Here is a 24,261-nt window from a genome sequence, read left to right as displayed (position 1 = left end):
CCTCGCCTTCGGCGTCCGGCCCCCGGAACCGGGGACCGGAGCTTCAAGTGTTGGCGGAGCCCCCTGCGGCCACCACTGGGAGTAGGCCGTCAGGCGGTCTTCCGCTGCCCGTCTCGCAGCCGCTGGCTGATCACCTTGGACACGCCGTCGCCCTGCATGGACACGCCGTAGAGCGCGTCGGCGACCTCCATCGTCCGCTTCTGGTGCGTGATGACGATGAGCTGGGAGCTTTCCTGTAGCTCCCGCATGATCCGGATCAACCGCTGCAAGTTCGTGTCGTCCAGGGCGGCCTCGACCTCGTCCATCACGTAGAACGGGCTGGGGCGCGCCTTGAAGATCGACACCAGCATCGCCACCGCGGTCAGTGAGCGCTCACCACCCGACAGGAGCGACAGCCGCTTGACCTTCTTCCCGGGCGGTCTGGCCTCAACCTCGACACCTGTGGTGAGCATGTTGTCCGGGTCTGTCAGCAGCAGCCGGCCCTCGCCGCCGGGGAAGAGCCGGGAGAAGACGCCCTCGAACTCCCGGGCGGTGTCGTGGAAGGCGGCGGTGAAGACCTGCTCGACGCGCTCGTCGACGTCCTTGACCACCTGCAGCAGGTCGGCCCGGGTCTTGCGCAGGTCCTCCAGCTGCTCGGTGAGGAACTTGTGCCGCTCCTCCAGCGCGGCGAACTCCTCCAGCGCCAGCGGGTTGACCTTGCCCAGCTGGGTGTAGGCCTTCTCGGCGATCCGCAGCCGCTTCTCCTGCTCGGTGCGCACGTACGGGCGGGGCTGGTTGCGCGGGTCGGCCGGATCCTCCGGCAGCACCTCCCCCTCGGCGGGCGGCGAGGGCGGTACGGGCTGGTCCGGGCCGTACTCGGCGACCAGCCCGGCGGGCTCCATGCCGTGCTCCTCCAGCGCCTTGGCCTCCAGCTGCTCGATCCGCAGCCGCTTCTCCGCGCCCAGCACCTCGCCCTTGTGGACGTCGCCGGTCAGCTTGTCCAGCTCGCTCTTCAGCTCCCGCCCGCGGCGCCGCTCCTGCCCCAGTTCCGCCTCCCGCTCGGCCCTGGCCTGCTCGGCGGCGGCGCGTTCGGCCTCCGCCCTGGCCAGCGAGACCTGGACGGACTCCAGCAGGCCGCGCGCCCCGTCCCGTACGGCGGCGGCCACCGACGCCTCGTAGGCCAGCCGGCGGCGGCGCTGCTCGGCGCGGGCGCGGGTCTCGCGCTCGGCGCGGGCGGCGCGGTCCAGGCCGTCGGCGCGGCCGGCCAGTCCCTTGACCCGCTCCTCGTGGGTGCGCAGCTGGAGGCGGGCCTCCATCTCGGTCTGCCGGGCGTTGGCGCCGTCGGCGGCGAGCCGGTCGCGCCCCGAGGTGTCCGGCTCCTCCTCGCCGGGCTCCTGCTGCGCCTCGCCGAGCCGGTAGGACAGCTCCTCGAACTCCTCGCGGGCCGCCGCCAGCGACTCGCGGCTGCGGCCGACCGCGACAGCGGCCCGGTCGGCCTCCCCCGCCGCGGCCCTGGCCTGCCCGCCGAGCCGGCCCAGCTGCTGGGCGACGGAGGACTTCGCCTTCTCCGCCTCCCGGCGCCGCCGGCCCAGCTCGTCGACGGTACGGGACGCCACCGCGCGCCGGTCCTTGGCCTCGGCCTGACGCTCGGCCAGCTCGGCGCACTCCTCCGCGAGCCGCTCCAGCTCCGCGGCGGCCTCGTCCACCTGCGCCTGCACCTCCAGCAGGCTGGGGGCCTTGGCGCTGCCGCCGACCGCGGTGTGCGCCGACAGCAGGTCGCCCTCCGCGGTGACCGCGGTCAGCTCCGGGTGGGCGGTGACGACGGCCTCGGCCTCCTCCAGCGAGCCGACGACCACGACCTCCCGCAGCAGGGTGCGCACCGCGCCCGCCAGTTCGTCGCCCGCGGTCACCAGCTCCGCGGCGCGGCGGGCGCCGCCCGGCAGTTCCGCGGCGGCGGGCGGCGCGGGCTCCGGGGTGCCCGCGAGCAGCAGCGCGGCCCGTCCGGCGTCCTCCTTGCGCAGCAGCCGCAGCGCCTCCGCGGCGGCGCCGACCCCCGTGACGGCGACCGCGTCGGCGGCGGCGCCCAGGGCCGCGGCGACCGGGACCTCGTAGCCCGGCGCGACCCGCAGCAGCCCGGCGGCCGGGCCCAGCACCCCCGACAGGACGCCGCCGAGCAGCGCACCGCTGCCGTCCTTGCGGCGCAGCGCCGGCTCCAGCGCGTCCCGCCGGGCGGCGACCGCGGCGCGGCGGCGCTCGGCGGCGGTGGCGGCCTCGCGGGCGGCGGTGAAGTCCTCGTCGGCGGCGGCCTGCTCGGCGCGCGCGGCCTCGAAGCGCTCCTCCAGCTCGCTGTCGTCCGCCTCCAGGCCCTCGACCTGGGCGGCCAGCTCCTCGTACTCGGCCTGCGCGGACTCGGCGCGCTCGCGGGCCTCCTCCTGGGCCGCCGTCAGCCGCTCTATCTCCGCCTCGGCCGACACGGTGCGCGAGCGGGCGGCGTTGACCTGGCCGCCGAGCCGCGCCAGGCCCTCGCGCCGGTCCGCGATGGCCCGGGCGGCGGTACGCAGCCGGGCCTCCTCCTCGGCGAGCCGGCGCTCCAGCTCGGCGCGGTGCCCGACGGTGTCGTCGAGGGCGCGCTGGGCTGCGTCCAGCGCCTCGGTCAGCTCGGCCTCCTGCTCGCGGATGCGGGCGGCCTCGCGCTCCATGTCCTCCGGGTCGCGGCCGCGCCGCTCCTCGGCGGGCTGGCCGGTGGCGTGCCGGTGGCGCTGCTCGGCCAGGCCCACGGTGCCCCTTACCCGCTCGGTGAGCTGGGACAGCTCGTACCAGGTGGCCTGCGCCTCGTTGACGCGCGGGGTGAGGGCGCGCACCTGCTCCTCCAGCCGGGCCTCGCGCCGGGTGGCGGCGGCGAGCTCGGCCTCGACGGTGTCCCGGCGTTCCTTGAGGGCGGCCTCGTCGGCGACCTCGGCGCGCAGCGCCTGCCGCAGGGTGACCAGGTCGTCGGCGAGCAGGCGCAGCCGGGCGTCGCGCAGGTCGGCCTGGATGACGGCGGCCCGGCGGGCGACCTGGGCCTGCCGGCCGAGTGGTTTGAGCTGGCGGCGCAGTTCGCCGGTGAGGTCGGTGACGCGGGCCAGGTTGGCCTGCATGGCGTCCAGCTTGCGGAGCGCCTTCTCCTTGCGCTTGCGGTGCTTCAGGACGCCGGCGGCCTCCTCGATGAAGGCCCGGCGGCCCATCGGGTCGGCGTGCAGCACGGAGTCCAGCTGGCCCTGGCCGACGATGACGTGCATCTCGCGGCCGATGCCGGAGTCCGACAGCAGCTCCTGGATGTCCAGCAGCCGGCAGGTGTCCCCGTTGATCTGGTACTCGCTGCCGCCGTTGCGGAACATGATCCGGGTGATCGTCACCTCGGCGTACTCGATGGGGAGCACGCCGTCGGTGTTGTCGATGGTCAGCGACACCTCGGCGCGGCCGAGCGGGGGGCGCCCGGTGGTGCCGGCGAAGATGACGTCCTCCATCTTGCCGCCGCGCAGCGACTTGGCCCCCTGCTCGCCCATGACCCACGACAGCGCGTCGACCACATTGGACTTGCCCGATCCGTTGGGGCCGACCACACAGGTGATTCCGGGTTCGAAGCGCAGCGTCGTCGCCGAGGCGAAGGACTTGAAGCCGCGCAGCGTGAGGCTCTTGAGATGCACGCCCGCCGACTCTACTAGCCGCCTGCGGTTTCACCAGGGAATGTGCAGGGCACATCAGACGGTAAGAGACGGTGACCACGCGGTGACAGAGGGGGGAATGCCACGACGAAGGGACGCCGAAGCGTCCCTTAGCGATGCTGCAATGGTGCGCATACTGCTGATGCCGTAATGCTCTTGCTGCGCGGTGCGCGACGTGACAACGGCGAAGACTGACGTCGGCTCAGGCGAGGACGGGCTCCCCGTGAGTGACGTCGATGCTGAGCAGCGACTCTTCGTGCGACGCGACAGTCAGAGCGTCATTCCGGGCCTGCATCCTGACCAGCTCGGCTTCCAGGTCCTGAACGCGCTGCTGCAGCCTTCGCATCTCGGCGAGGAGTCGCGGGTCGGGGCCGCCGACGTAACCGAGAAGCGCTTTTGCCATGATGAGAGGTCCTCCACGCTGAGTGACCGACCGAGAGCGGTTTGGGTCGTGGGTGAGGGGTGAAGCCCACGCGCAGGGTGTAGGTCGTGGCTCGTCGTGAGCATTCCATGGAGCCACGTTGCGCTGGGCTTCCAGCGTCTCACCAAATAAGTGGACGGTCAACACGATCACAGCCCAGCCGCGGGGTCCGCCTCGGAAAACACGGCGCAGACACGCCGGGGGCCACCCGCCTGGAGTCGAGATCATTCTCGATGGGGGCAGCCTGACACGACATCCGGGATATGGCAACCGGTCATCCACATGGCTTCGCAAAACATCGGCCGTCCGGGTACCGCCCGTATCCGCCGGCCCGAACGCTCAGCGGATCTCGAACCCGGCGTACCCGCCGCGCGGCTGCGACCAGATCTCGGTCACCCCGTCGACCCTTCCGGGCGTGTCGCCCTCCCCCAGCCAGTCGAGCAGGCGTTGGCACTGGTCACGGGCGCCCTCGGCGACGACCTGGACCCGCCCGTCGGCGAGATTGCTCGCGTAGCCGGACAGGCCGCCGATCTCCAGTGCGGTGGCGCGTGTCCACCAGCGGAAGCCGACGCCCTGCACCCGGCCGCGCACCCAGGCGGTGAGCCGGACATTTTCGCTCATGCCCGCACGTTATCCGGTCCGCGTCCGGTCGGCGGACCACCGTTTGCGACCGCATCACGGCATCGGCGGGCGCGATTCGCTACAGTCGCCCCGCAGCAGGACTTCACTCGAACGGGTGAGGCACCGTGGAGCATGAGGAGCGCAATCGTGGGCCGACACAGCCGCCACGCGCAGCCTGCCGCGCCGCAGCAGCCCGCCGCCCCGCGCAGTCACCGCGGGCGGCGCAAGCACCACCCGCTGCGCACCGGGATGCTGACCACGTCCGCCGCCCTGGCGGTCGGCGCGGTCGTCAGCTCGTCCGGGCTGCTGTCCCAGGCCGCCGACCGGCTCGGCTACGACGACGGCGCGGGCACCGCCCAGGCCGACGCCCCCGACCGCCCCGCGCAGGACGGCAGCGACTCGCCCTCCCCGCTGAGCGCCACCGGCTCGCCGCTGCCGGGCACCACCACCCCGGCCGCCTCCGGCACGCCCTCGCCCAGCGCGACCGGCACCCGGGCCACACCCACGGCGACGCCGACCACCCGGGCGACCACCGCGAAGCCCACCCCGACCCGCACCAGCGCGGCCCCCACCACCCCGGTGCGCACGGCGCCCGCGACCACCTCGCCGGACGCGTCGCCGAGCACGGACAAGCTCGACGCGACCCGGGCCGCGATCCTGTCGCTGGTCAACCAGGAGCGCTCCACCGCCGGCTGCAAGCCGCTCACCGCCAGCGGCTCGCTGGACGGCCTCGCGCAGGCCTTCAGCGACGACATGGCCGCACGCGGCTTCTTCGACCACACCGACCCGGACGGCGACGACCCCTGGGACCGCGCCAAATCCCGCGGCATCACCAACCTGGGCGGCGAGAACATAGCCAAGGGCCAGGCCACCGCCGAGGCCGTGATGACCGCCTGGATGAACAGCCCCGGCCACCGTGCGAACATCCTGAACTGCGACTACACGACGCTCGGCGTCGGCGTCCACTTCGGCTCCGGCGGCCCCTGGTGGACCCAGGACTTCGGCTTCTGAGCGCCCCGCGGGCCCGGTGTCACGCCGCGCGCGGCGGGCGCTGGCAGTGCGGGCAGAAGTAGCTCGACCGGTTCATCCACGGGCGGCGCCGGATCGGCGTGCCGCAGCGGCGGCAGGGCCGGTCCTCCTGGCCGTAGGCGTCCAGCGAGCGGTCGAACCAGCCGGACTCGCCGTTCACGTTGACGTACATGCTGTCGAAGCTCGTGCCGCCGGCGGCCAGCGCGTCGCCCATCACCTCGCGGATGTGCTGCACCAGCTCGGCCGTACGGGGGCGGGTCAGCGTCGCGGTCGGCCGCTCGTAGTGCAGCCGGGTGCGCCAGAGGGCCTCGTCCGCGTAGATGTTGCCGACCCCGCTGATCAGGCTCTGGTCGAGCAGCGCGCGCTTGACCGTGGTGCGCTTGCGGCGCAGCGCCGCGTGGAAGGCGTCCTCGTCGAAGGCGTCGTCCAGCGGGTCGCGCGCGATGTGCGCGAGGGGCTGCGGCAGGCTCTCCGGGTCGCCGGGCACGGCCGGCTGCACCGACAGGCCGCCGAACGTGCGCTGGTCGACGAACCGCAGCTCCGTGCCGAGGTCGTCGGCGAAGGTGAAGCGGACCCGCAGATGCGTCTCGGGCGGGGCGCCCGCGGGCTTGACCAGGAACTGCCCGCTCATGCCCAGGTGGGCGAGCATGGCCGTGCCCGGCCGGAGGGGGATCCACAGGTACTTGCCCCTGCGGTGGGGCTCGCCGAGCACCGCGCCGCGCAGCCCCGCTGCGAAGTCCGCGGGCCCCGCCGCGTGCCGCCGCACGGCCCGCGGATGCAGGACGCTCACCGTCTCGACGGTTCGCCCCGCCGCCCAGCGCGCGAGCCCGCGCCGCACGACCTCGACCTCCGGCAGCTCCGGCATGAGCGTCCCTTCTGCGAAGAGCTCGGATCGGTGGGTGCGGATGCGCCGCCGGGCGAGCGTTTTGCGCTGCCGCGCCGGGCGAGCGTTTTGCGCTGCCGCGCCGGGCGAGCGTTTTGCGCTGCCGCGCCGGGCGAGCGTTTGGGGGCGCGAGGAACTGCGCGAGCAACCACCCACCGTCCGGTGGTCCGGTACGGACCGAACTGCCCCTTCGGGTCGGTGACGACCCGCGCCCCGGTGGGGGCTGAGCGCGCAGTTCCCCGCGCCCCTAAAAACGCTCGCCCTGCGCAGCAGGAGGCCCCTACGCGGTAGGGACGCCCCCCGCGGCGGGCGCGGAGGTCTTGCGGATGGAGCGCCAGGCGGCCTCGGCCGCCTGCTGCTCCGCTTCCTTCTTGCTGCGGCCGGTGCCGGTGCCGTACTCGACACCACCGACGCGGGCGGCAGCCGTGAAGGTCTTCTCGTGGTCGGGACCGGACTCGGAGACGACGTACTCGGGCACGCCGAGGCTCTCGCTCGCGGTCAGCTCCTGGAGGGAGGTCTTCCAGTCCAGGCCGGCACCGAGGTTGGAGGACTCCTCGATCAGCGGGTCGAAGAGCCGGTGGACCAGCTCGGAGGCGGCGTCGAGGCCGCGGTCGAGGTAGACGGCGCCGATGACCGCTTCCAGGGTGTCCGCGAGGATCGAGGCCTTGTCCCGCCCGCCGGTTCCCTCTTCGCCACGACCCAGGCGGATGAACGCGCCGAGGTCGAGCCCGCGGCTGACGCCCGCGAGCGCCCGCGAGTTGACCACCGCGGCCCGCAGTTTGGCCAGCTGGCCTTCCGGCAGGTCGGGGTGGGTGCGGTAGAGGGTGTCCGTGACCACCAGGCCGAGCACGGAGTCCCCGAGGAACTCCAGCCGCTCGTTGGTGGGCAGCCCGCCGTTCTCGTACGCGTACGAGCGGTGGGTGAGCGCACGCACCAGAAGGGCGGGCTCGAGTCGGTACCCGAGCCGCCCTTCCAGAAGCGTGTGGGACGAGGCTGTTTCCGTCGCGGCGTCCTTCGCGGCCTGCTGGGGCGCTGAGGCGTCTGACATAAAGCCTGTCACCTGCCGATCAGACGTCGAGAACCTGACGGCGGTTGTAGGTGCCGCAGTTGGGGCACGCGATGTGCTGCAGCTTCGGCTCGTGGCAGCGCTCGCACGCCACCAGGCTCACGGGCGCAGCCTTCCACTGCGAACGGCGGTGACGCGTGTTGCTGCGCGACATCTTCCGCTTCGGAACAGCCACGGCTACTTCTCCTGGTCGTCATCGGAGCCGTTTCCGGCACCGTTTTGCTGGATTGTCGGATCCGACGGGTCGAGCGTCAGATCCTGCAAGGCCGCCCACCGGATGTCGGTGGCCTCGTGGTGGTGGTCGGGGTCGTCCGCGAGGCGTGCTCCACAGGTGGCGCACAGCCCCGGGCAGTCGTCCCGGCACACCGGCTGCATCGGCAGTGCGAGCACCACCGCGTCGCGCAGCACCGGTTCGAGGTCGAAGAGCTCGTCCTCCAGCACCGGCATTCCGTCGTCCTCGTCGGCCTCGGCGTCGGCACCGGCTTCGCTCCTGCGAGCGGTCCTGGTGTCGGCGTCGGGGTAGGAGAACATCTCCTGGATGTCCGCGTCCAGCTCGCGCCGGACGGGCTCCAGACACCTTACGCACTCCCCCTCGGCGGTCGCGTGGGCGGTGCCGCTGACGAGCACGCCCTCCATGACCGACTCCAGGCGGAGGTCCAGTTCGATGGTCGCGCCCTCGGGCACGGCGATGACGTCGCGGATCCCGAGGTCGGCGGGGGCCGGTACCGAGCGGGCGACCTTCTTCATCGCGCCCGGACGCCTGCCCAGCTCGTGTGTGTCGAACACGAGGGGCTTGCGGTGGTCAAGGCGGGTGTTCAGGGCTCCTGCTTTCCTCGGTCACGCCTGCCCGGTCGCTGGATGCGGGTGGGCAGGCAGAAGCGCCGGCGATTCACACGGCTGGAAGTGACAGGATACTGGAACCGCCGCTCCCGCCCAAACGGGGCAGTACTCCGCCTTCCACCAGCCCTCCGTCAGCGCCCCTGCTCCAGCTCGCGCAGCCGGTCGAGATCGATCATGCCGGTGTCGAAGAAGCTGGTCTCGTCGAGCGCGGCGGGCTGCGCCTGCGGGTATCCCTGCTGCCCCTGCTGCTGGTAGGGGATCTGCGGCGGGTACTGCTGCCCGTTGCCGTAGTCGGGCTGCTGCCCGTAGTCGTAGCCCTGCTGCTGCTCCTGGCCGTAGCCCTGCTGCGGGGCGTACGGGTCGGCGTAGCCGGCCTGCTGGGCGTATTCCTGCGGGTAGCCGTCGGCCTCCTGCGGATAGCCCTGCTGGTAGGTCTCCTGCGGGTAGCCGCCGTAGCCGGGGTCCTGCGGGGCCTGGGCGGCCGGCTCCATCGGCTCCTGGGGGCGGTAGCCGTACTGGGTCAGGTCGGCCTGCTCGGCGGCGGGGGCGGCCAGGCCCGCGAGGTAGTCGGCGTCGGACTGGCGGTGCGGGCCGTCCTCCCCGCTCTCCCGGTCGGCCGCGGCGATCTGGGCGGCCAGGTCGTCGATGGGGTTGTGCCCGGTGAGCTTGAGCCGGCCGCGGCCGACGGCCTCCAGGGTCTTGCTGAGCACCGCCTCGAAGGCGCCGAGCTTGGCGTCGACGTAGTCGTCCGCGCGGCGGCGCAGCGTCTCGGGGTCGCTGCTGCGCTCGGGGGCCTCCGGGTCGTCCTCGGCGTACTCCTGCTCGTAGCCCTCGTCGTAGCCGGGCCGGCGGCCGAGCAGCTTCTCGCGGCCGCGGTCGACGGAGCCGATGGTCTTGGTGAGGACCACCTCGAAGTTGGCGAGCTTGCTGTCGACGTAGTCGTCCGCCTCGGCGCGGATCTCCTCGGCCTCGCGGCGGGCCTCGGCGAGGATGCGCTCCGCCTCGTCCCTGGACTGCCGTACGACGGCGGTCTCGGCGGTCAGCGAGCCCCGCTCGGCGTGCGCCTGCTCGATGATCCGCTGGGCCTCGCCCCTGGCCTGCTCCACCATCTGCTCGCGGTCGCCGAGCAGGTCCTGGGCCTGGGCCAGGGAGTCGGGCAGCGCTGCGGCGAGCTCGTCGAGCATGGCCAGCAGCTCGGCCCGGTTCAGCACGCAGGAGGCAGACATCGGCATCGACCGGGCGTTCGCCACGGTGGCCGCGATCTCATCGAGCTTCTTCTGGACGTCCACGTCTCGACTCTAGCGCTGCCGCAGCCGGGAGTTCAGTGCCTCCAGGACCGGACCTGGCACCAAGTGCGAGATGTCCCCGCCCCATTGGGCCACTTCCTTCACAAGAGACGACGAGAGGAAGCTGTAGGCCGGGTTGGTGGGGACGAAGAGGGTCTCGACGCCCGACAGGCCGATGTTCATCTGGGCCATCTGCAGCTCGTAGTCGAAGTCGCTGACCGCCCGCAGGCCCTTGACGATGGCCGGGATGTCGCGCTGCTTGCAGAAGTCCACCAGCAGGCCGTGGAAGGACTCCACCACCACGTTGTCGAGATCGGCGGTGACCTCCTCGATGAGCGCGATGCGCTCGTCGACCTCGAAGAGGCCCTGCTTGGACTTGTTGATCATCACGGCGATGTGCACGACGTCGTACAGCCGCGAGGCGCGGGCGATGATGTCGAGGTGGCCGTTGGTGACGGGGTCGAAGGACCCGGGACAGACTGCGCGGCGCATGGCAGGCTCCTCGCTCTGCTGACGGGCGTTACCTGTGGGTAACCGGGGCGGCGCGACCGTACCAAAGAGTGGCCTCGCCGTACCGCCGGGAGCGGAGCCCCTCGAAGCCGGCCGGCCAGCCGAATTCGCCGCCCCTGGTCCTGCGTTCCACGGTGACCAGTGTGTCGGCGGCGAGCCAGCCGCCGGAGTCGAGTGTGAGCAGGATCTCCCGCAGCTCGTCGTCCGGCACGTCGTACGGCGGGTCCAGGAAGACCACGTCGTACGGCTCGGCGGGCGGTGGTCCCGCGGCCACCTTCTCGGCGCGCCCGGCGCGCACCTCGGCGCCCGGCAGGCCGACGGTTGCGGCGTTCTCCCGGATCGCGCGCAGCGCCTGCGGGTCGGACTCGGCGAGCAGGACGTGCGCGGCGCCGCGGGAGAGCGCTTCGAGGCCGACCGCGCCCGAGCCGCCGTACAGGTCCATCACGCGGGCACCGCCGAGGGTGCCGCGCAGCGACTCCAGGGTCGAGAAGAGGGCTTCCTTGGCGCGGTCCGAGGTCGGCCGGGTGCCGGTGCCCGGCGGTACGGCCAGCCGCCGGCCGCCGGCCGCTCCGGCGATCACGCGGGTCATGAGCTGCTCACCCTCCGCACCCTATCCGGCGCCGCGGGACCGCGCGGCTCAGCCCTTGTCCAGGTAGCGCTCGCGGTCGGCGTCCAGCAGGCTGTCCAGGGCGCTGCGCAGGTCGGGGTGGCGGGCCAGCCCGGGGTCGGCGGCGACGACCGCGACGGCCTCCTGCCGGGCCTCCTCGATGATCTCCCGGTCGCCGATCACCGTGAGCATCCGCAGCGAGGAGCGGCTGCCGGACTGCGCCTGGCCCAGCACATCGCCCTCGCGGCGCTGCTGGAGGTCGATCTCGGACAGCTCGAAGCCGTCCAGCGTGGCGGCCACCGCGTCCAACCGGCCGCGCGCCGGGCTCGCCTCGTGCGCCTCCGAGACCAGCAGGCACAGCCCCGCGGCGCTGCCGCGGCCGACCCGGCCGCGCAGCTGGTGCAGCTGCGAGACGCCGAAGCGGTCGGCGTCCATGATCACCATCGCGGTCGCGTTCGGCACGTTGACACCCACCTCGATGACGGTCGTGGCCACCAGGACGTCCAGCTCGGCGGCGGCGAAGCGGCGCATCACGTCGTCCTTGACGTCCGGCGCCAGCCTGCCGTGCAGCACCCCGACGCGCAGGCCGCTCAGCGGGCCGGCCGCGAGCTGCTCCGCGACGTCCAGGACGGCCAGCGGCGGGCGCCGGTCGGCGTCGTCGGCGTCCTTGTCGGGCTTGGCGGTCTTGGCGGGCTTCTTCGCGCCCTTGCCCTTCCCCGCGGCGCCCGGCGGCTCCTCGTCGTCGCCGATCCGCGGGCACACCACGTACGCCTGGTGGCCGCCCTCGACCTCCTCGCGCACCCGCTCCCACGCCCGGCTGAGGAAGTGCGGCTTCTCCGCCGCGGGTACGACATGGGTGGCGATCGGCGAGCGGCCGGCCGGGAGCTGGTCGAGGACGGAGGTCTCCAGGTCGCCGAAGACCGTCATCGCGACCGTGCGCGGGATCGGGGTCGCCGTCATCACCAGCAAGTGCGGCGGCTCGGGGGCCTTCGCGCGCAGCGCGTCGCGCTGCTCCACGCCGAAGCGGTGCTGCTCGTCCACCACGACGAGGCCCAGGTCGTGGAATTTGACCTTGTCCTCGATCAGCGCGTGCGTGCCGACGACGAGGCCCGCCTCGCCCGTCACCAGGTCCAGCAGTGCCTGGCGGCGGGCGGCGGTACCCATCGACCCGGTCAGCAGCACCACCTTGGTGCCCAGGTCGCTGCCGCCGAGCATGCCCGCGGATTCGGCCAGCTCGCCCATCATCTCGGTGATCGACCGGTGGTGCTGCTGGGCCAGCACCTCGGTCGGCGCGAGCATGGCGGCCTGGCCGCCGGTGTCGACGACGCCGAGCATCGCGCGCAGTGCCACCAGGGTCTTGCCCGAGCCCACCTCGCCCTGGAGCAGCCGGTGCATGGGGTGGTCGGTGGCGAGGTCGGCGAAGATCTCGGCGGACACCGCCCGCTGGCCCTCGGTGAGGGTGAAGGGCAGCTTGGCGTCGAAGGCCGCGAGCAGCCCGTCGGCGCCCGGCCGGCGCGGCACCGCGGGCAGCGCGGACTCGGCGGCCCGGCGCCGGGCCAGCGCGACCTGGAGCACGAAGGCCTCGTCCCAGCGCAGCCGCTGCTTCGCGGTCTCCTCGTCGGCCTTCGTGCGCGGCCGGTGCACCTTCAGCAGCGCCTCCGGCAGGGCCACCAGGCCGCGGTCGGCGCGCAGCTGCTCGGGCAGCGGGTCGCCGACGCCCGCCCAGCCGGTGGCCTCCAGTGAGTTCAGCGCCGTCTCGACGGCCTGGGCGATCTTCCACGAGGTGATCTGCTTGCAGGCCGGGTAGAGCGGGATACGGCGGCCCGCGAAGGCGTCGGCGGCCTGCTTGCCGTCCTCGTCGGCGTCCAGCAGCTGGTAGTCGGGGTGCGCGAGCTGCCGGACGCGGTTGAAGACCGACACCTTGCCGGAGAACATCCCGCGGCGGCCGGGGATCAGGCGGTGCGCGTGGGCGTGGGCGGCCTTGCTGAAGAAGACCAGCGTGAGGGAGCCGCTGCCGTCGGTGACGACGACCTCCAGGCGCACACCGGAACCGCCGCCGTACGTCCGCTTGTCGGCCTTGGCGATTTGCGCGACCACCGTCACGTACTCGTCCACCGGCAGGTCGGCGAGCCGCGTCAGCTCACCGCGCTCGGCGTACCGCCGCGGGTAGTGGTGCAGCAGGTCACCGGTGGTGTGCAGGTCGAGGTGCTCGCCGAGCACCTTGGCGGTGCGGTCCCCGACGAGCTTGTGCAGCGGTTCGTCCAACGGATTTCCGGTCATCGCCCCCATCCTCGCGCACCCCACCGACAACCGGGGCCCCGCCGCCCGCGTACGGGCGCGGCGCTACTCCACGCCGATCAGCAGGGGGCAGGACGGCTGGCCGCCCTCGTACGTGACGGTGTCCACCGCGAGGTGGGTGTCGCGGACGTGGGCCTCCAGCCGGGGCGCGAGGCCCGCGGGGGCGGTCGCGCCGAGTACGAGGGTGACCATCTCGCCGCCGGCCGCGAGCATCCGGTCCAGTACGCGCGCGGCCGTCTCGGCGACGTCCGCACCGATCACCGCCACGTCGCCGTCGATCAGGCCCAGGACGTCGCCGGCCTGGCAGACGCCGGCCATCGTCCACGACTCGTGCTCGGCGACGGCCAGTTCTGCGTAGCGGGTGGCGCCCGCGGCGGACGTCATCGCCACCACGTCCTCGTCGAAGCGGCGGGACGGCTCGTGGACGGCGAGCGCCGCGATGCCCTGCACCGCGGAGCGGGTCGGGATGAGGGCGACGCGCACGCCGTCCGCGCGGGCCTGCGCGGCGGCCGCGCCGGCCGCGGGGCGCAGCTCGGCGCCGTTGGGCAGCAGGATGACCTCGCGGGCGCCCGTACGCCGGACCGCCGCGGAGATCTCGCCGCTGGCCGGCGCCTCCCCCGGGCCCAGCGCGACCACGACCGCGCCCGCCTGCTCGCACAGCGCCGCCATGCCCTCGCCGCGCACCAGCGCGACCACCGCGCGCTCGCGCTCGCGGTCGCCGGGTGTGCGGCGCGTCTGGGCGCCGAAGTGGGTGACGCGGATGCGGTGCGGGCGGCCCGCCTCGATACCGGCCTCGATGGCCGCGCCCACGTCGTCGACGTGCACATGGACGTTCCACAGCCCGTCGCCGCCGACGACGACGAGGGAGTCCCCGAGCCCGTCCAGCCGGGCCCGCAGCGGCGGGACCGCGGCGGCCGGCGCCTCCAGGAGGTAGATCACCTCGAAGGCCGGCCCGCCCGGCGCCGCGTCCCCCTCGGAGCAGGAGTGCACCACGGCGGGCCGGGCGGCGCCGCCCGCGGCCTCGTGGCGCCGCGGCGCCTCCCCGGTCACGGCGTCGGCCAGCGCCCCCAGCACGGCGACGAGCCCGAGCCCGCCCGCGTCCACGACCCCGGCCTCGCGCAGCACCCCGAGCTGCCCGGTCGTCGCGGCGAGCGCCTCCCGGGCCCCGCGCTGCGCGGCCCGTACGACCACGCCGAGATCGCCGGCGGCGACCCCGCCCTGCGCAAGGGCCCCGCCGGGAACGGCGGCCCCGGGGCGCGGGGCGCCGGTCGCGGACGCGGTACGGGGCTCGTCCGAACCCGGTGCGGACGCGGTACGGGGCTCATCCGGATCCTGCGCGGACGCGGTACGGGGCTCGTCCACGGCCCCCCGCACCAACCCAGTACGGGGCTCATCCCGACCCTGCGCGGACGCGGCACGGGGCTCATCCCGACCCAGCGCGGACGCAGCACCCGGCTCATCCGGACCCTGTGCGGACGCGGTACGCGGCTCGCCCACGGCCCCCCGCGCCGACCCGGCACCCGGCTCCCCGGCCGGGCGTGCGTCGGTGGGCGTCGCCGCGGCCAGCGCGGTCTGCGCCGCCGTCGCCGCGGCCGCGGCGACGGTGAGCATCGTGCCCTCCGCCGGGTGGGCCACCGCCTCGTACGCGGAGTCCGCGGCCGTCCGCAGGGCCCGGCACAGGGCGGCGGCGTCCGGCTGCGGCGCCGGGTCCGCGGCGAGCGACTCGTTCATGCCGCGCAGCAGCTGCGCCAGGATCGTGCCGGAATTGCCGCGGGCGCCGATGAGGGCGCCGTGCGACATCGCGCGGAAGGCCTCCGTCAGGGACGGACCGGCGGCCGGGCCCGTGGCGGCGTGGGCGTCGCACACGGCGTCCACGGCCTGGGCGGCGGATTCCACGGTGAGGTAGAGGTTCGTGCCGGTGTCGCCGTCGGCGACGGGGTAGACGTTGATCGCGTCGATCTCCTCGCGGGCGCGGCCCAGGGCCGCGAGGGCGAGCCGGCACCAAGTGCGCACCGTGGGTGCGTCGAGCGAGGGCGGCACGGATCCTCCTGCGAGCGCGACAAGTGCGCCCGAGCCTATCCGCCCCCCGGGCGACGGGGTCCGGCGGCGGGCCGCGCCCCCGCGCGGGCGCGCGCTCCTGAGCATCCGCACCCTGCCCCGTCACGCCCGCAGCCGCGCCCCCGCGCGGGCGCGCGCTGCGCCTGGTGACCGACGGCGACCTGACCGTCAAGCACCGCGCCCCCGCGCGAGCGCGAGCTCCCGAAAGGCGATCAATCGAGCGGCAGGCGTCTGGCCCGCACCCCCGCGCGGGCGTGCACTCCCGAGGGCGAGGGGGCGGGAAGGCACGAGGGCCGCGCCCCCGCGCGGGCACGCGCTCCCACAGGCAGGGGTGCCGACCCTCCCGCGGCGCCGGAAAGCCGGCCCACCCCCGCCGCGGACCCGGCGGCGCTGCTCGCGGCGCGCGCCTTCCCGCGGTGCGGGAGGGGTACGTGCGGAGGCCCCGCGAGCCCTCCCCCGTGGGGCGGGCGGGCAGCTCACCGCCCGGGGCATGGTAATTTCGTAGGAGCCGCGCAGGCGTTGTATGCTGCTCCGGTTGCCTGGGGTTCTCCCGGGTTTTTCCTCGTAAATGCATCTGAAGTCTTTGGAGTGTCCCGTGGCTGCCAACTGCGACGTCTGCGGCAAGGGGCCGGGCTTCGGCAACAGCATTTCCCACTCGCACCGCCGTACCCCGCGTCGTTGGAACCCCAACATCCAGCGGGTGCGCGCGGTTGTGGGGAAGACGCCGAAGCGGCTCAATGTCTGCACCTCGTGCATCAAGGCCGGCAAGGTCTCGCGCTAGCGAGTGGCCCGTTGCCGCGTGTCATACGCGGCAGTCGTACCGCAGCGGCGTGGCCTTCCGGCTTCGCGAAGCCGGCTCACCTCGTGTGAGCCGGCTTTTTGCGTGCCCTACCCTCCTCCGCCCCGCGTCCGGAACGCCGGGTTCACCGGCCCCGTGCCCGTGCCCAGCGGGTAGCCCGCGGCGATGGCGGCGGTCACGAAGGCCTTGGCCAGCGCGGCGGCCTCGGGGACGGGGCGGCCGAGGGCGAGATGGGTGGCCAGGGCGGTGGCGAGGGTGCAGCCGGTGCCGTGGGTGTGCGCGCCGGGGTGGCGCGGGGCGCGGAACCAGTGGTCGGTGCGGCCGTCGGAGAGCAGGTCGGGGGCGTCGGCGGCGGGCAGGTGGCCGCCCTTGACGAGCACCCAGCGCGGGCCGAGGGCGAGGACGGCGCGGGCGGCGGCGCGCATGCCGTCCTCGTCCGTGACGACGACGCCGGTGAGCCGCTCGACCTCGTCGAGGTTGGGCGTGACGACGGTCGCGAGCGGCAGCAGCCGGTCGCGTACGACAGCGGTCGCGTCCTCGTGCAGCAGCGCCTCGCCGTGGCTGGAGACGCCGACCGGGTCGACGACGACCGGCACCGCGACGTCCCGGAGCAGGTCGGCGACGGTGCCGGCCATCTCCGCGGAGCCGAGCATGCCGGTCTTGACGGCCTGCGCCCCGATGTCGTCCACGACCGCGCGGAATTGCGCGCGCACCGCGTCCGGCGGCAGCTCCCAGGTGCCGTGCACACCGTGCGAGTTCTGCGCGGTCACCGCGGTGACGACGGTCATGGCGTGCGCGCCGAGCGCGGTCGCGGTCCTGAGGTCGGCCTGGACGCCGGCCCCGCCGCCGGAGTCGGATCCGGCGACGGAGAGCACCCGTACGGGCGCGGGCGCGTCCACCCCCGTCACGCGTCCGGGCCGAAGTGGTCCCAGCCGCCCGCCTTCTCCCAGGGCGCGCCGTCCACGGTGACCTGCGGGGCGCGTCCGGAGGGGGCGCTGACCGAGCCGATGACGCGCCAGCGGGCGGGGAGCTTCACGTCGGGCGGGAAGGTCGCGACGATGGCGTGGTCCTCGCCGCCGGTGAGGACCCAGTGCAGCGGGTCGACGCCGACGGCCTGCCCGATGTCGGTCATCTGCGCCGGGACGTCGACGGCGGCGGAGCGCAGGTCGATGTCGGCGCCGCTGGCGACGGCGATGTGGCCGAGGTCGGCGACCAGGCCGTCGCTGACGTCGGTCATGGCGGTGGCGCCCAGCTCGGCGGCCGCCGGTCCCGCGTGGTACGGCGGCTCGGGCCGGCGGTGGGCCTCGACGAAGGCGCGGGGGGAGCGGAAGCCGCGGGAGAGGACGGCGAGTCCGGCCGCGGACCAGCCGAGCCACCCGGTGACGGCGACGACGTCGCCGGGACGGGCCCCCGAACGGGTGACGGCGGCGCGGTTGCGCAGGTCACCCAGCGCGGTGACGGCGACCGTGATGGTGTCGCCGCGGACGACGTCCCCGCCGACGACGGCGGCGCCGGCCACCTGGCACTCGTCACGGATGCCGTCCATCAGCTCCACCGGCCAGGTCGCGGGCAGTTCGACGGGCACGACGAGGCCGAGCAGCACCGCCGTCGGGACGGCGCCCATGGCGGCGATGTCCGCGAGGTTCTGCGCGGCGGCCTTGCGGCCCACGTCGTAGGCGGTGGACCAGTCGCGGCGGAAGTGCCGGCCCTCGATGAGCAGGTCGGTGGTGGCCACCACTCGGCGGTCGGGTGCGGCGACCACGGCGGCGTCGTCGCCCGGGCCGATCTTCACGGCCGGGGTCGAGGTGAGGCGTGAGGTCAGCTCCCTGATGAGCCCGAACTCCCCCAGCTCCCCCACAGTGCCCTTCATCTTTCCGTCCCCTCTGGTTCTTCCGGTCGCGTGACACGGCACGCATCGGCGTCAATCGGCGTTCTCGGCGTCAATACGGGGGTCAGGTACCGCGCGGGTCTCCCCGCCGTGCGCGACGACGCGATAACGTGGCGTCCCCCTTCCCACATGATCCTCGTAGCCGCCCTGGAGGTTCCGTGGTACAGGCCTACATCCTGATCCAGACCGAGGTCGGAAAGGCCTCGGCAGTAGCGGAGGTGATCTCCAAGATCGACGGCGTCATCCAGGCCGAAGACGTCACCGGACCCTATGACGTGATCGTCCGGGCCCAGGCGGACACGGTCGACGAGCTGGGCCGCATGGTGGTGGCCAGAGTCCAGCAAGTGGACGGCATCACCCGCACCCTCACCTGCCCCGTGGTCCATATCTAGCCCCCGATATGCTCGCCCGGTGACGCTGTTCCACCGGGTCGTCCTCATCAACGTCGCCGCCCTCGCATGCCTGTCCGCGGCGGCGGCGTACGGTTTCGCCGTCTCCGGTAACGGTGACGGTACGGTCGCCGTGCCGGTTCCTGACGCAGTCACGTCGAGCTACTGCCGCGCGCTGCACGACGTTCTGCCCCAGCGTGTCGGCGGGCTCTCCCGGCATGATCTCAAGCCGCAGTCCGATCTGACCGCCGGGTGGGGTGATCCGGCGATCGTGCTGCGCTGCGGGGTGCCGCGGCCCGCCGTGGACGACGATCCGTCGGCCGACGGCGTCGACGTGGACCAGGTGGGGTGGTCGGTCGAGCATGTCGCGGACGGCGCGCTGCGCCTGACCACGACGTACCGCAAGGCGTACGTCGAGGTGACGCTGCCGAAGGAGTACGCGGCGGACGTCGGCCCGCTCACCGACCTCGCCGGTGCGGTGAAGCGGGCCGTCCCCTCTGCGCTGTGACGTCCCCGCGGGACGGCCGCCGGTGCGGCGGCGGTTCCGCAGGGACGTTTCCGCGGTTCCGCAGGCTCAGCGCAGGCCGGTGGAGCGGCGCAGCGCGGCCTCGATGAGCCGGTCGACCAGCTCGGGGTATTCCACACCGCTCTCCTGCCACATCCGCGGATACATCGAGATGGGCGTGAAGCCCGGCATGGTGTTGATCTCGTTGATCACGAACTCGCCGTCCTCCGCCAGGAAGAAGTCGGCGCGCACCAGGCCCTCGCACGACGCGGCCTCGAACGCCGCGACCGCCAGCCGCTGCACCTGCGCGGTCTGCTCGGGGGTGAGCGGCGCGGGCACGATCCCCTCGGCGGAGTCGATGTACTTCGCCTCGAAGTCGTAGAAGGCGTGCTCGGTGACCGGCGGGATCTCGGCGGGCACCGACGCGCGCGGCCCGTCCTCGAACTCCAGCACCCCGCACTCGATCTCGCGGCCGCGCACCAGCGCCTCCACGACGACCTTCGGGTCGTGCCGGCGGGCCTCGGCGATGGCGGCGTCCAGCCCCTCGGGTCCTTCGACCTTGCTGATGCCGAAGGAGGAGCCGCCGCGGGCGGGCTTCACGAAGAGCGGCCAGCCGTGCTCGGCGGCGAAGGCCAGGACGCGGTCGCGCGCGGCGCCCCGGTCCCGCTCCCAGTCGCGCGGGCGGATCACCGTGTACGGGCCGACGGCCAGCCCGAACGAGGTGAAGATCCGCTTCATGTACTCCTTGTCCATGCCGATGGCCGAGGACAGGACGCCGGCGCCGACGTACGGCACACCGGACAGTTCCAGCAGGCCCTGGAGCGTGCCGTCCTCGCCGTACGGGCCGTGCAGCAGCGGGAAGACGACGTCGACCTCGCCGAGCGCCTTGGGCACCGCGCCCGCCTCGGTGTAGACGACCTCGCGGTTGGCCGGGTCGACGGGCAGCACGACGGCGCCCTCGTGGTCGGTGACCTGCTCCACGGTGGGCATGGTGCGGTCGGCGATGGCCATCCGGTCCGGCTCGTCGGCGGTGAGGGCCCAGCGGCCCTCACCGGTGATGCCGATCGGCAGGACGTCGTACTTGCCGCGGTCGATGGCGCGCAGCAGGCTCGCCGCGGTCACCACCGAGACGCCGTGCTCGGAGCTGCGGCCCCCGAAGACGACGGCGACACGGGGCTTGCGGGTGTATCCGCCCGAGGACGGGGCCGCGGGGGCGGCGGCGTCCGGGCTCTGGCTGTGGGGTGAAGGCAGGTTGGTCATGTCGCGTCGACCTTACCTTTCGGACTTCGCGGACCGTGACATCAATTCCCGCACGGCCACGACCGGCGGCTTTCCGTTGTGCACGATATCGACCACGGTCTCCGTGATCGGCATGTCCACGCCGTGGCGGCGCGCGAGTTCGGCCACCGACTCGCAGGATTTGACGCCCTCCGCGGTCTGCGGGGTGACCGCGATGGTCTCGGCGAGGCTCATGCCGCGGCCGAGGTTGGTGCCGAAGGTGTGGTTGCGCGACAGCGGCGAGGAGCAGGTGGCCACCAGGTCGCCCATGCCGGCGAGCCCGGCGAAGGTGAGGGCGTCGGCGCCCATCGCCAGGCCCAGCCGGGTGGTCTCGGCAAGGCCCCGGGTGATGAGCGAGGCCTTGGTGTTGTCGCCCAGCCCCATGCCGTCGGCGATGCCGACCGCGAGCCCGATGACGTTCTTGACCGCGCCGCCCAGCTCGCAGCCGACCACGTCGGTGTTGGTGTAGGGCCGGAAGTAGCCGGTGAGGCAGGTGGCCTGGATCCGCCGGGCCACGGCGTCGTCCGCGCAGGCGACGACGGACGCGGCGGGCTGCCGCTGGACGATCTCCGGCGCGAGGTTGGGGCCGGAGAGCACCGCGACGCGCTCCGGGCCCGCCTTGGCGACCTCCTCGATGACCTCGCTCATCCGCTTGGCGGTGCCGAGTTCGATGCCCTTCATCAGGCTGACCAGCACCGCGTCGGGGCGCAGCAGCGGCGCCCACTCGGCCAGGTTGCCGCGCAGCGTCTGCGAGGGCACGGTGAGGAAGACCATGTCCGCGTCCCGCGCGGCCTCGGCGGCGTCCGCGGTGGCCGTGACGGCGGCGGGCAGTTCGAGCCCGGGGTGGTAGTCGGGGTTGTGCCGCGTGGTGTTGATGGTGTCGGCGACGGACGCCCTGCGGCCCCACAGCGACACCTCGCACCCGGCGTCGGCCAGCACCATGGCGAAGGCCGTGCCCCACGAGCCGGTGCCGAAGACCGCGCAGCGTGCCGTCACTTGCCCTCCCGTGCCGCGCGCGGGTCGAACAGCCCCGCGGGGGCGGGCTCGCCGCGCACCTCGGCGAGGAGTTCGGTCACTGCGCGCATGATGACCGCGGTGACCTCGCGCAGCACCTCGGCGGTGGGCTCCTGGGAGTAGTACGCCGAGAGGTCGACGGGCGGTCCGGCGAGCACCCGCAGCGTCTTGCGCGGGAAGAGCCGGATCTTCTTGTCCTTGGCGTACGGCGGCATGGCCTCGTTGGCGCCCCACTGGGCGACCGGGACGACCGGGGCCTTGGTGATGAGCGCGACGCGGGCGATGCCGGTCTTGGCGATCATCGGCCACTGGTCGGGGTCGCGGGTGAGGGTGCCCTCGGGGTAGAAGGCGACGCATTCGCCCTTCTCGATCGCCGCGACGGCGGCCCGGAAGGCGTTGGCGGCGTCCGAGCTGTCCCGGAACACCGGGATCTGCCCGGTGCCGCGCAGCACCGACCCGACGAACTTCGGCTTGAACAGCGCGGCCTTGGCCAGGAAGCGCGGTACCCGCCCGGTGTTGTACTGGTAATGCGCGTACGACAGCGGGTCGAGATACGAGTTGTGGTTGACGGCCGTGATGAATCCGCCGTCGGCCGGAATGTGCTCCATTCCGCGCCAATCCCGCTTGAACAGCGCAATGAGCGGCGGTTTCACGATGACGGCCGCCAGGCGGTACCAGAAACCGATTCTGCGGCCAGACACCCGGACTCCTCTACGTTGCGGTGGCGCTGCCGCTCAGCATCGCGGCTACCAGAGACTAACGCCAGGGCCGCGGCGGACGCGGGGCGCCTCTGGCACTCGGTGACAATGGTGCGGTGGATGGTCCGGTGGATGTGACGCGGCGGTGGTCGCTGGTCGTGCCGCTCAAACCGCTCGCGGCGGCCAAGAGCCGGCTCGCGGGCGCTCCGGGGCCCGGGCGCCCGGTGCTCGCGCTGGCCTTCGTCCTCGACACGGTCGCGGCGGCGCTGGCCTGCCCGCGCGTGGCGGACGTCACGGTGGTCACCGACGACCCGCTGGCGGGTACGGAGGCGGCCACGCTGGGCGCGTACGTCCTGCCCGACCTCCCGGCGGCGGGGCTCAACGCGGCGCTGCGCCACGGCGCCGAGCGGGTGCGCGACCGGGTGCCCGGCGCGGCGGTCGGCGCGCTCAACGGCGATCTCCCGGCCTTGCGGCCCGCGGAGCTGGCCGATGTGCTGGCGGAGGCCGCGGGGCGGCCTGGGCGGGCTTTCCTGGCCGATGCGGCGGGTGTGGGGACAACCTTGCTGACCGCGTCGCCGGGTGTGCCGCTCTCCCCCGGCTTCGGCGGCGCCTCCCGGGCCCGCCACCTGGCGTCGGGCGCGCGGGAGATCACGCTGCCCGCGGTGCCGTCGGTACGGCAGGACGTCGACACCGGCGCCGACCTGGAGGCGGCCCGCGCGCTCGGCCTGGGGCCGCGCACCGCCGCGCTCTTCCCGGCCCGCACGGCATGAGCGGGGCCCGGCGCACCCCGTAGGCTTGCGGCCATGCAAGCCACCGCGTTCACCTTTGACCCCGGCACCCGCGAGGGCAGCGTGCTGCTGGACGACGGGACGCCGGTGCCCTTCGACGCGGCGGCCTTCGACGCGGGCGGCCTGCGGCTGCTGCGCGCGGGCCAGCGGGTGCGGATCCGCACCGAGGGCGAGGGCGCGGCGCGGCGGGTGGTCTTCGTGACGCTGCAGACGTATCCGGACCCGGGCGCGTAGTCCGGCGCGGAACGCGGGCACCGGCCGGGCGGGCCGGGAAGGGCGCCGTGGGCCGGCGCGGGACGCGGGCACCGGCCGGTATGGGCGCGTGGGCTCGGGTACGGCGCGGGCCGGGTCACCCTGGGGGTGCCCGGCCCGGTGCGGTTCTGGCGGATCCCGGGGTCGTGCGGTGCCGGCCGTGGCGGCCGCGCGGCCCGGACGGCTCCCGGGTGGCGGTGGGGGGAGCGGCCTACCTGGCGGCGGCGCGCTTGGCGGTGGTCTTGCGGGCCGCGGTCTTCTTGCCCGGGGTCTTCTTGGCGGTCGCCTTCTTCGCCGGCGCCTTCTTGGCCGCGGTCTTCTTGGCCGCCGTGGTCTTCTTGGCGGCGGTCTTCTTCGCTGCCGTGGCCTTCTTCGCCGTGGCCTTCTTCGCCGCGGTGGTCTTCTTGGCGGCGGTCTTCTTCGCCGCCGTGGCCTTCTTCGCGGCGGCCTTCTTGGTGGTGGTCCGCGCGGTGGTGGAGGCGCCGCCGGACAGGCTGCCCTTGGGGGCCTTCTTGACCGAGACCTCACCGCTGCGCGGGAGCTTCTTCGTACCGCTGACCAGGTCCTTGAAGCCCTGGCCCGCGCGGAAGCGCGGCACCGAGGTCTTCTTGACCCGGACCCGCTCCCCGGTCTGGGGATTGCGGGCGTAGCGGGCGGGTCGTTCCACCTTCTCGAACGAACCGAAGCCGGTGACCGACACCCGGTCGCCGGCCACCACCGCGCGGACGACCGCGTCGAGAACCGCGTCAACCGCGTCCGCGGCGGCCTGCCGGCCGCCCACCTTGTCGGCAATCGCCTCTACGAGCTGCGCCTTGTTCACGTCTTCCCCTTCGGAAACTTGCCCGGCGAATGAGTGCGGGCCTTTTCGCACGCTAGGGGGATATATACCGCAAATCAAATACGAAACGGGCGAATCACCCTTGTGCCGCAACACACTCAGGGGTTACGCGATCACCGATCGGGGATTCCGAGGGCGTCCAACTCCGCGGTCAGCACGTCGAGACGCCGGGCGGCGTCGGCGAGGTCGTGCTTGGCCGCGGCGGTCACCCCGAGGAGCCTGCGGGTCAACTCCCGCCTGGTCTCATCAGGGACTTCGGGATTGGCGACCCGGGTGTGCGCCTGCTTCAGCCGCGCGGCGAGAACCCCGTAGAGCTGGAGTTGGCCGTCGGGTTCCATGCGTCGATTGTGCCATCTGCGGCGAGTTGTCAGGCGTGACAGGGCCAACCGGGTGCTCCGGCGCCCGCGGACCGGTCTTTTGGACGAGCGCGCGCACCGCTGCGGGGGCGCGCGAGCACGGCAAAGCGCCCCCCGCGGGAACGCGGAGGGCGCTTGGGTGGTGCGGTGTGCC

General features: G+C 73.7%; 25 protein-coding genes. 6 read left to right on the top strand and 19 right to left on the bottom strand.

Going from position 1 to position 24,261, the window contains the following annotated elements:
* Window positions 1–89: 89 nt before the first annotated feature.
* The 3 genes from smc to ACH4SL_RS14595 form a co-directional block, all read right to left on the bottom strand.
* Window positions 90–3,665 carry a chromosome segregation protein SMC gene (gene smc, locus ACH4SL_RS14605; protein WP_398445101.1) on the bottom strand — a complete coding sequence of 1,192 codons (3,576 nt, stop codon included), beginning with the start codon at window positions 3,663–3,665 and terminating at the stop codon, window positions 90–92.
* Window positions 3,666–3,885: 220 nt separating this feature from the next.
* Entirely contained in the window at window positions 3,886–4,086 is a 201-nt protein-coding gene (locus ACH4SL_RS14600; RefSeq protein WP_398445099.1) for a hypothetical protein, read from the bottom strand.
* Between the two features lie 357 nt (window positions 4,087–4,443).
* Complete coding sequence (locus ACH4SL_RS14595) at window positions 4,444–4,725, bottom strand: acylphosphatase (RefSeq protein WP_398445097.1); 282 nt, start codon at window positions 4,723–4,725, stop codon at window positions 4,444–4,446.
* 147 nt (window positions 4,726–4,872) lie between these two features.
* On the opposite strand from ACH4SL_RS14595, the gene ACH4SL_RS14590 reads away from it, so the two are divergent.
* Entirely contained in the window at window positions 4,873–5,736 is an 864-nt protein-coding gene (locus ACH4SL_RS14590; protein ID WP_398445094.1) for a CAP domain-containing protein, read from the top strand.
* Between the two features lie 19 nt (window positions 5,737–5,755).
* Here the strand turns inward: ACH4SL_RS14590 and mutM are convergent, their stop codons facing one another.
* From mutM to ACH4SL_RS14545, 9 genes are all read right to left on the bottom strand, one after another.
* Window positions 5,756–6,619 (bottom strand): bifunctional DNA-formamidopyrimidine glycosylase/DNA-(apurinic or apyrimidinic site) lyase, encoded by an 864-nt coding sequence (gene mutM, locus ACH4SL_RS14585; RefSeq protein ID WP_398445092.1) that lies wholly within the window; start codon window positions 6,617–6,619, stop codon window positions 5,756–5,758.
* Between the two features lie 298 nt (window positions 6,620–6,917).
* Window positions 6,918–7,685 (bottom strand): ribonuclease III, encoded by a 768-nt coding sequence (gene rnc / locus ACH4SL_RS14580; protein ID WP_398445090.1) that lies wholly within the window; start codon window positions 7,683–7,685, stop codon window positions 6,918–6,920.
* 19 nt (window positions 7,686–7,704) lie between these two features.
* Window positions 7,705–7,878 (bottom strand): 50S ribosomal protein L32, encoded by a 174-nt coding sequence (gene rpmF / locus ACH4SL_RS14575; protein ID WP_073500419.1) that lies wholly within the window; start codon window positions 7,876–7,878, stop codon window positions 7,705–7,707.
* 2 nt (window positions 7,879–7,880) lie between these two features.
* The gene (locus ACH4SL_RS14570) at window positions 7,881–8,489 is read right to left on the bottom strand and encodes a YceD family protein (protein ID WP_398445087.1); all 609 of its coding nucleotides are present in this window, start codon (window positions 8,487–8,489) and stop codon (window positions 7,881–7,883) included.
* A gap of 185 nt (window positions 8,490–8,674) precedes the next feature.
* Window positions 8,675–9,832: a cell division initiation protein gene (locus ACH4SL_RS14565; protein ID WP_398445085.1), complete on the bottom strand. Its 1,158-nt coding sequence runs from the start codon at window positions 9,830–9,832 to the stop codon at window positions 8,675–8,677.
* 9 nt (window positions 9,833–9,841) lie between these two features.
* Complete coding sequence (gene coaD / locus ACH4SL_RS14560) at window positions 9,842–10,321, bottom strand: pantetheine-phosphate adenylyltransferase (protein WP_398445083.1); 480 nt, start codon at window positions 10,319–10,321, stop codon at window positions 9,842–9,844.
* Between the two features lie 28 nt (window positions 10,322–10,349).
* Window positions 10,350–10,928 (bottom strand): 16S rRNA (guanine(966)-N(2))-methyltransferase RsmD, encoded by a 579-nt coding sequence (gene rsmD / locus ACH4SL_RS14555; protein ID WP_398445081.1) that lies wholly within the window; start codon window positions 10,926–10,928, stop codon window positions 10,350–10,352.
* A gap of 48 nt (window positions 10,929–10,976) precedes the next feature.
* Complete coding sequence (gene recG / locus ACH4SL_RS14550) at window positions 10,977–13,226, bottom strand: ATP-dependent DNA helicase RecG (protein WP_398445078.1); 2,250 nt, start codon at window positions 13,224–13,226, stop codon at window positions 10,977–10,979.
* A gap of 63 nt (window positions 13,227–13,289) precedes the next feature.
* Window positions 13,290–15,284: a DAK2 domain-containing protein gene (locus ACH4SL_RS14545; RefSeq protein ID WP_398445076.1), complete on the bottom strand. Its 1,995-nt coding sequence runs from the start codon at window positions 15,282–15,284 to the stop codon at window positions 13,290–13,292.
* A 613-nt stretch (window positions 15,285–15,897) separates the two neighbouring features.
* Between ACH4SL_RS14545 and rpmB the strand changes: the two genes are divergently transcribed.
* A complete protein-coding gene (gene rpmB, locus ACH4SL_RS14540; RefSeq protein ID WP_033173090.1) occupies window positions 15,898–16,083 on the top strand; it encodes a 50S ribosomal protein L28 in 186 nt (61 codons plus the stop codon).
* Window positions 16,084–16,190: 107 nt separating this feature from the next.
* Here the strand turns inward: rpmB and thiD are convergent, their stop codons facing one another.
* Both thiD and ACH4SL_RS14530 read right to left on the bottom strand, forming a co-directional pair.
* On the bottom strand, window positions 16,191–17,009 hold the full coding sequence (thiD, locus tag ACH4SL_RS14535) for a bifunctional hydroxymethylpyrimidine kinase/phosphomethylpyrimidine kinase (protein ID WP_398445074.1): 819 nt from the start codon (window positions 17,007–17,009) through the stop codon (window positions 16,191–16,193).
* A complete protein-coding gene (locus tag ACH4SL_RS14530) occupies window positions 17,006–17,971 on the bottom strand; it encodes a thiamine-phosphate kinase (protein ID WP_398445071.1) in 966 nt (321 codons plus the stop codon). The genes thiD and ACH4SL_RS14530 overlap by 4 nt, the downstream gene beginning before the upstream one ends.
* Window positions 17,972–18,147: 176 nt before the next feature.
* Between ACH4SL_RS14530 and ACH4SL_RS14525 the strand changes: the two genes are divergently transcribed.
* A complete protein-coding gene (locus tag ACH4SL_RS14525) occupies window positions 18,148–18,381 on the top strand; it encodes an Lrp/AsnC family transcriptional regulator (protein ID WP_205043521.1) in 234 nt (77 codons plus the stop codon).
* A 19-nt stretch (window positions 18,382–18,400) separates the two neighbouring features.
* On the top strand, window positions 18,401–18,886 hold the full coding sequence (locus ACH4SL_RS14520; RefSeq protein WP_398445069.1) for a DUF3515 domain-containing protein: 486 nt from the start codon (window positions 18,401–18,403) through the stop codon (window positions 18,884–18,886).
* Between the two features lie 66 nt (window positions 18,887–18,952).
* On the opposite strand, the gene ACH4SL_RS14515 is transcribed toward ACH4SL_RS14520, so the two are convergent.
* The 3 genes from ACH4SL_RS14515 to ACH4SL_RS14505 are packed head-to-tail and all read right to left on the bottom strand — an operon-like array spanning window position 18,953 to window position 21,876.
* Window positions 18,953–20,143, bottom strand: a complete 1,191-nt coding sequence (locus ACH4SL_RS14515) for a D-alanine--D-alanine ligase family protein (protein WP_398445067.1) — start codon at window positions 20,141–20,143, stop codon at window positions 18,953–18,955.
* A gap of 12 nt (window positions 20,144–20,155) precedes the next feature.
* Window positions 20,156–21,157 carry an NAD(P)H-dependent glycerol-3-phosphate dehydrogenase gene (locus ACH4SL_RS14510; RefSeq protein WP_398445065.1) on the bottom strand — a complete coding sequence of 334 codons (1,002 nt, stop codon included), beginning with the start codon at window positions 21,155–21,157 and terminating at the stop codon, window positions 20,156–20,158.
* The gene (locus ACH4SL_RS14505) at window positions 21,154–21,876 is read right to left on the bottom strand and encodes a lysophospholipid acyltransferase family protein (RefSeq protein WP_398445063.1); all 723 of its coding nucleotides are present in this window, start codon (window positions 21,874–21,876) and stop codon (window positions 21,154–21,156) included. The genes ACH4SL_RS14510 and ACH4SL_RS14505 overlap by 4 nt, the downstream gene beginning before the upstream one ends.
* A 113-nt stretch (window positions 21,877–21,989) precedes the next feature.
* Here ACH4SL_RS14505 and cofC point away from each other — a divergent pair, with 113 nt between their 5' ends.
* Window positions 21,990–22,643, top strand: coding sequence for a 2-phospho-L-lactate guanylyltransferase (cofC, locus tag ACH4SL_RS14500; protein WP_398445061.1), 654 nt, complete (start codon window positions 21,990–21,992; stop codon window positions 22,641–22,643).
* A gap of 33 nt (window positions 22,644–22,676) precedes the next feature.
* Complete coding sequence (locus ACH4SL_RS14495) at window positions 22,677–22,895, top strand: hypothetical protein (protein WP_398186844.1); 219 nt, start codon at window positions 22,677–22,679, stop codon at window positions 22,893–22,895.
* Window positions 22,896–23,124: 229 nt separating this feature from the next.
* Here ACH4SL_RS14495 and ACH4SL_RS14490 read toward each other — a convergent pair whose 3' ends face one another.
* Both ACH4SL_RS14490 and ACH4SL_RS14485 read right to left on the bottom strand, forming a co-directional pair.
* On the bottom strand, window positions 23,125–23,733 hold the full coding sequence (locus tag ACH4SL_RS14490; RefSeq protein WP_398445059.1) for an HU family DNA-binding protein: 609 nt from the start codon (window positions 23,731–23,733) through the stop codon (window positions 23,125–23,127).
* A gap of 131 nt (window positions 23,734–23,864) precedes the next feature.
* Window positions 23,865–24,089, bottom strand: a complete 225-nt coding sequence (locus ACH4SL_RS14485) for a hypothetical protein (RefSeq protein ID WP_398445057.1) — start codon at window positions 24,087–24,089, stop codon at window positions 23,865–23,867.
* Window positions 24,090–24,261 lie beyond the last annotated feature (172 nt).

The organism is Streptomyces sp. NPDC021020 (assembly GCF_044333285.1).
GTDB lineage: Bacteria > Actinomycetota > Actinomycetes > Streptomycetales > Streptomycetaceae > Actinacidiphila.
This window is presented reverse-complemented; position numbering and strand designations above follow the sequence as displayed.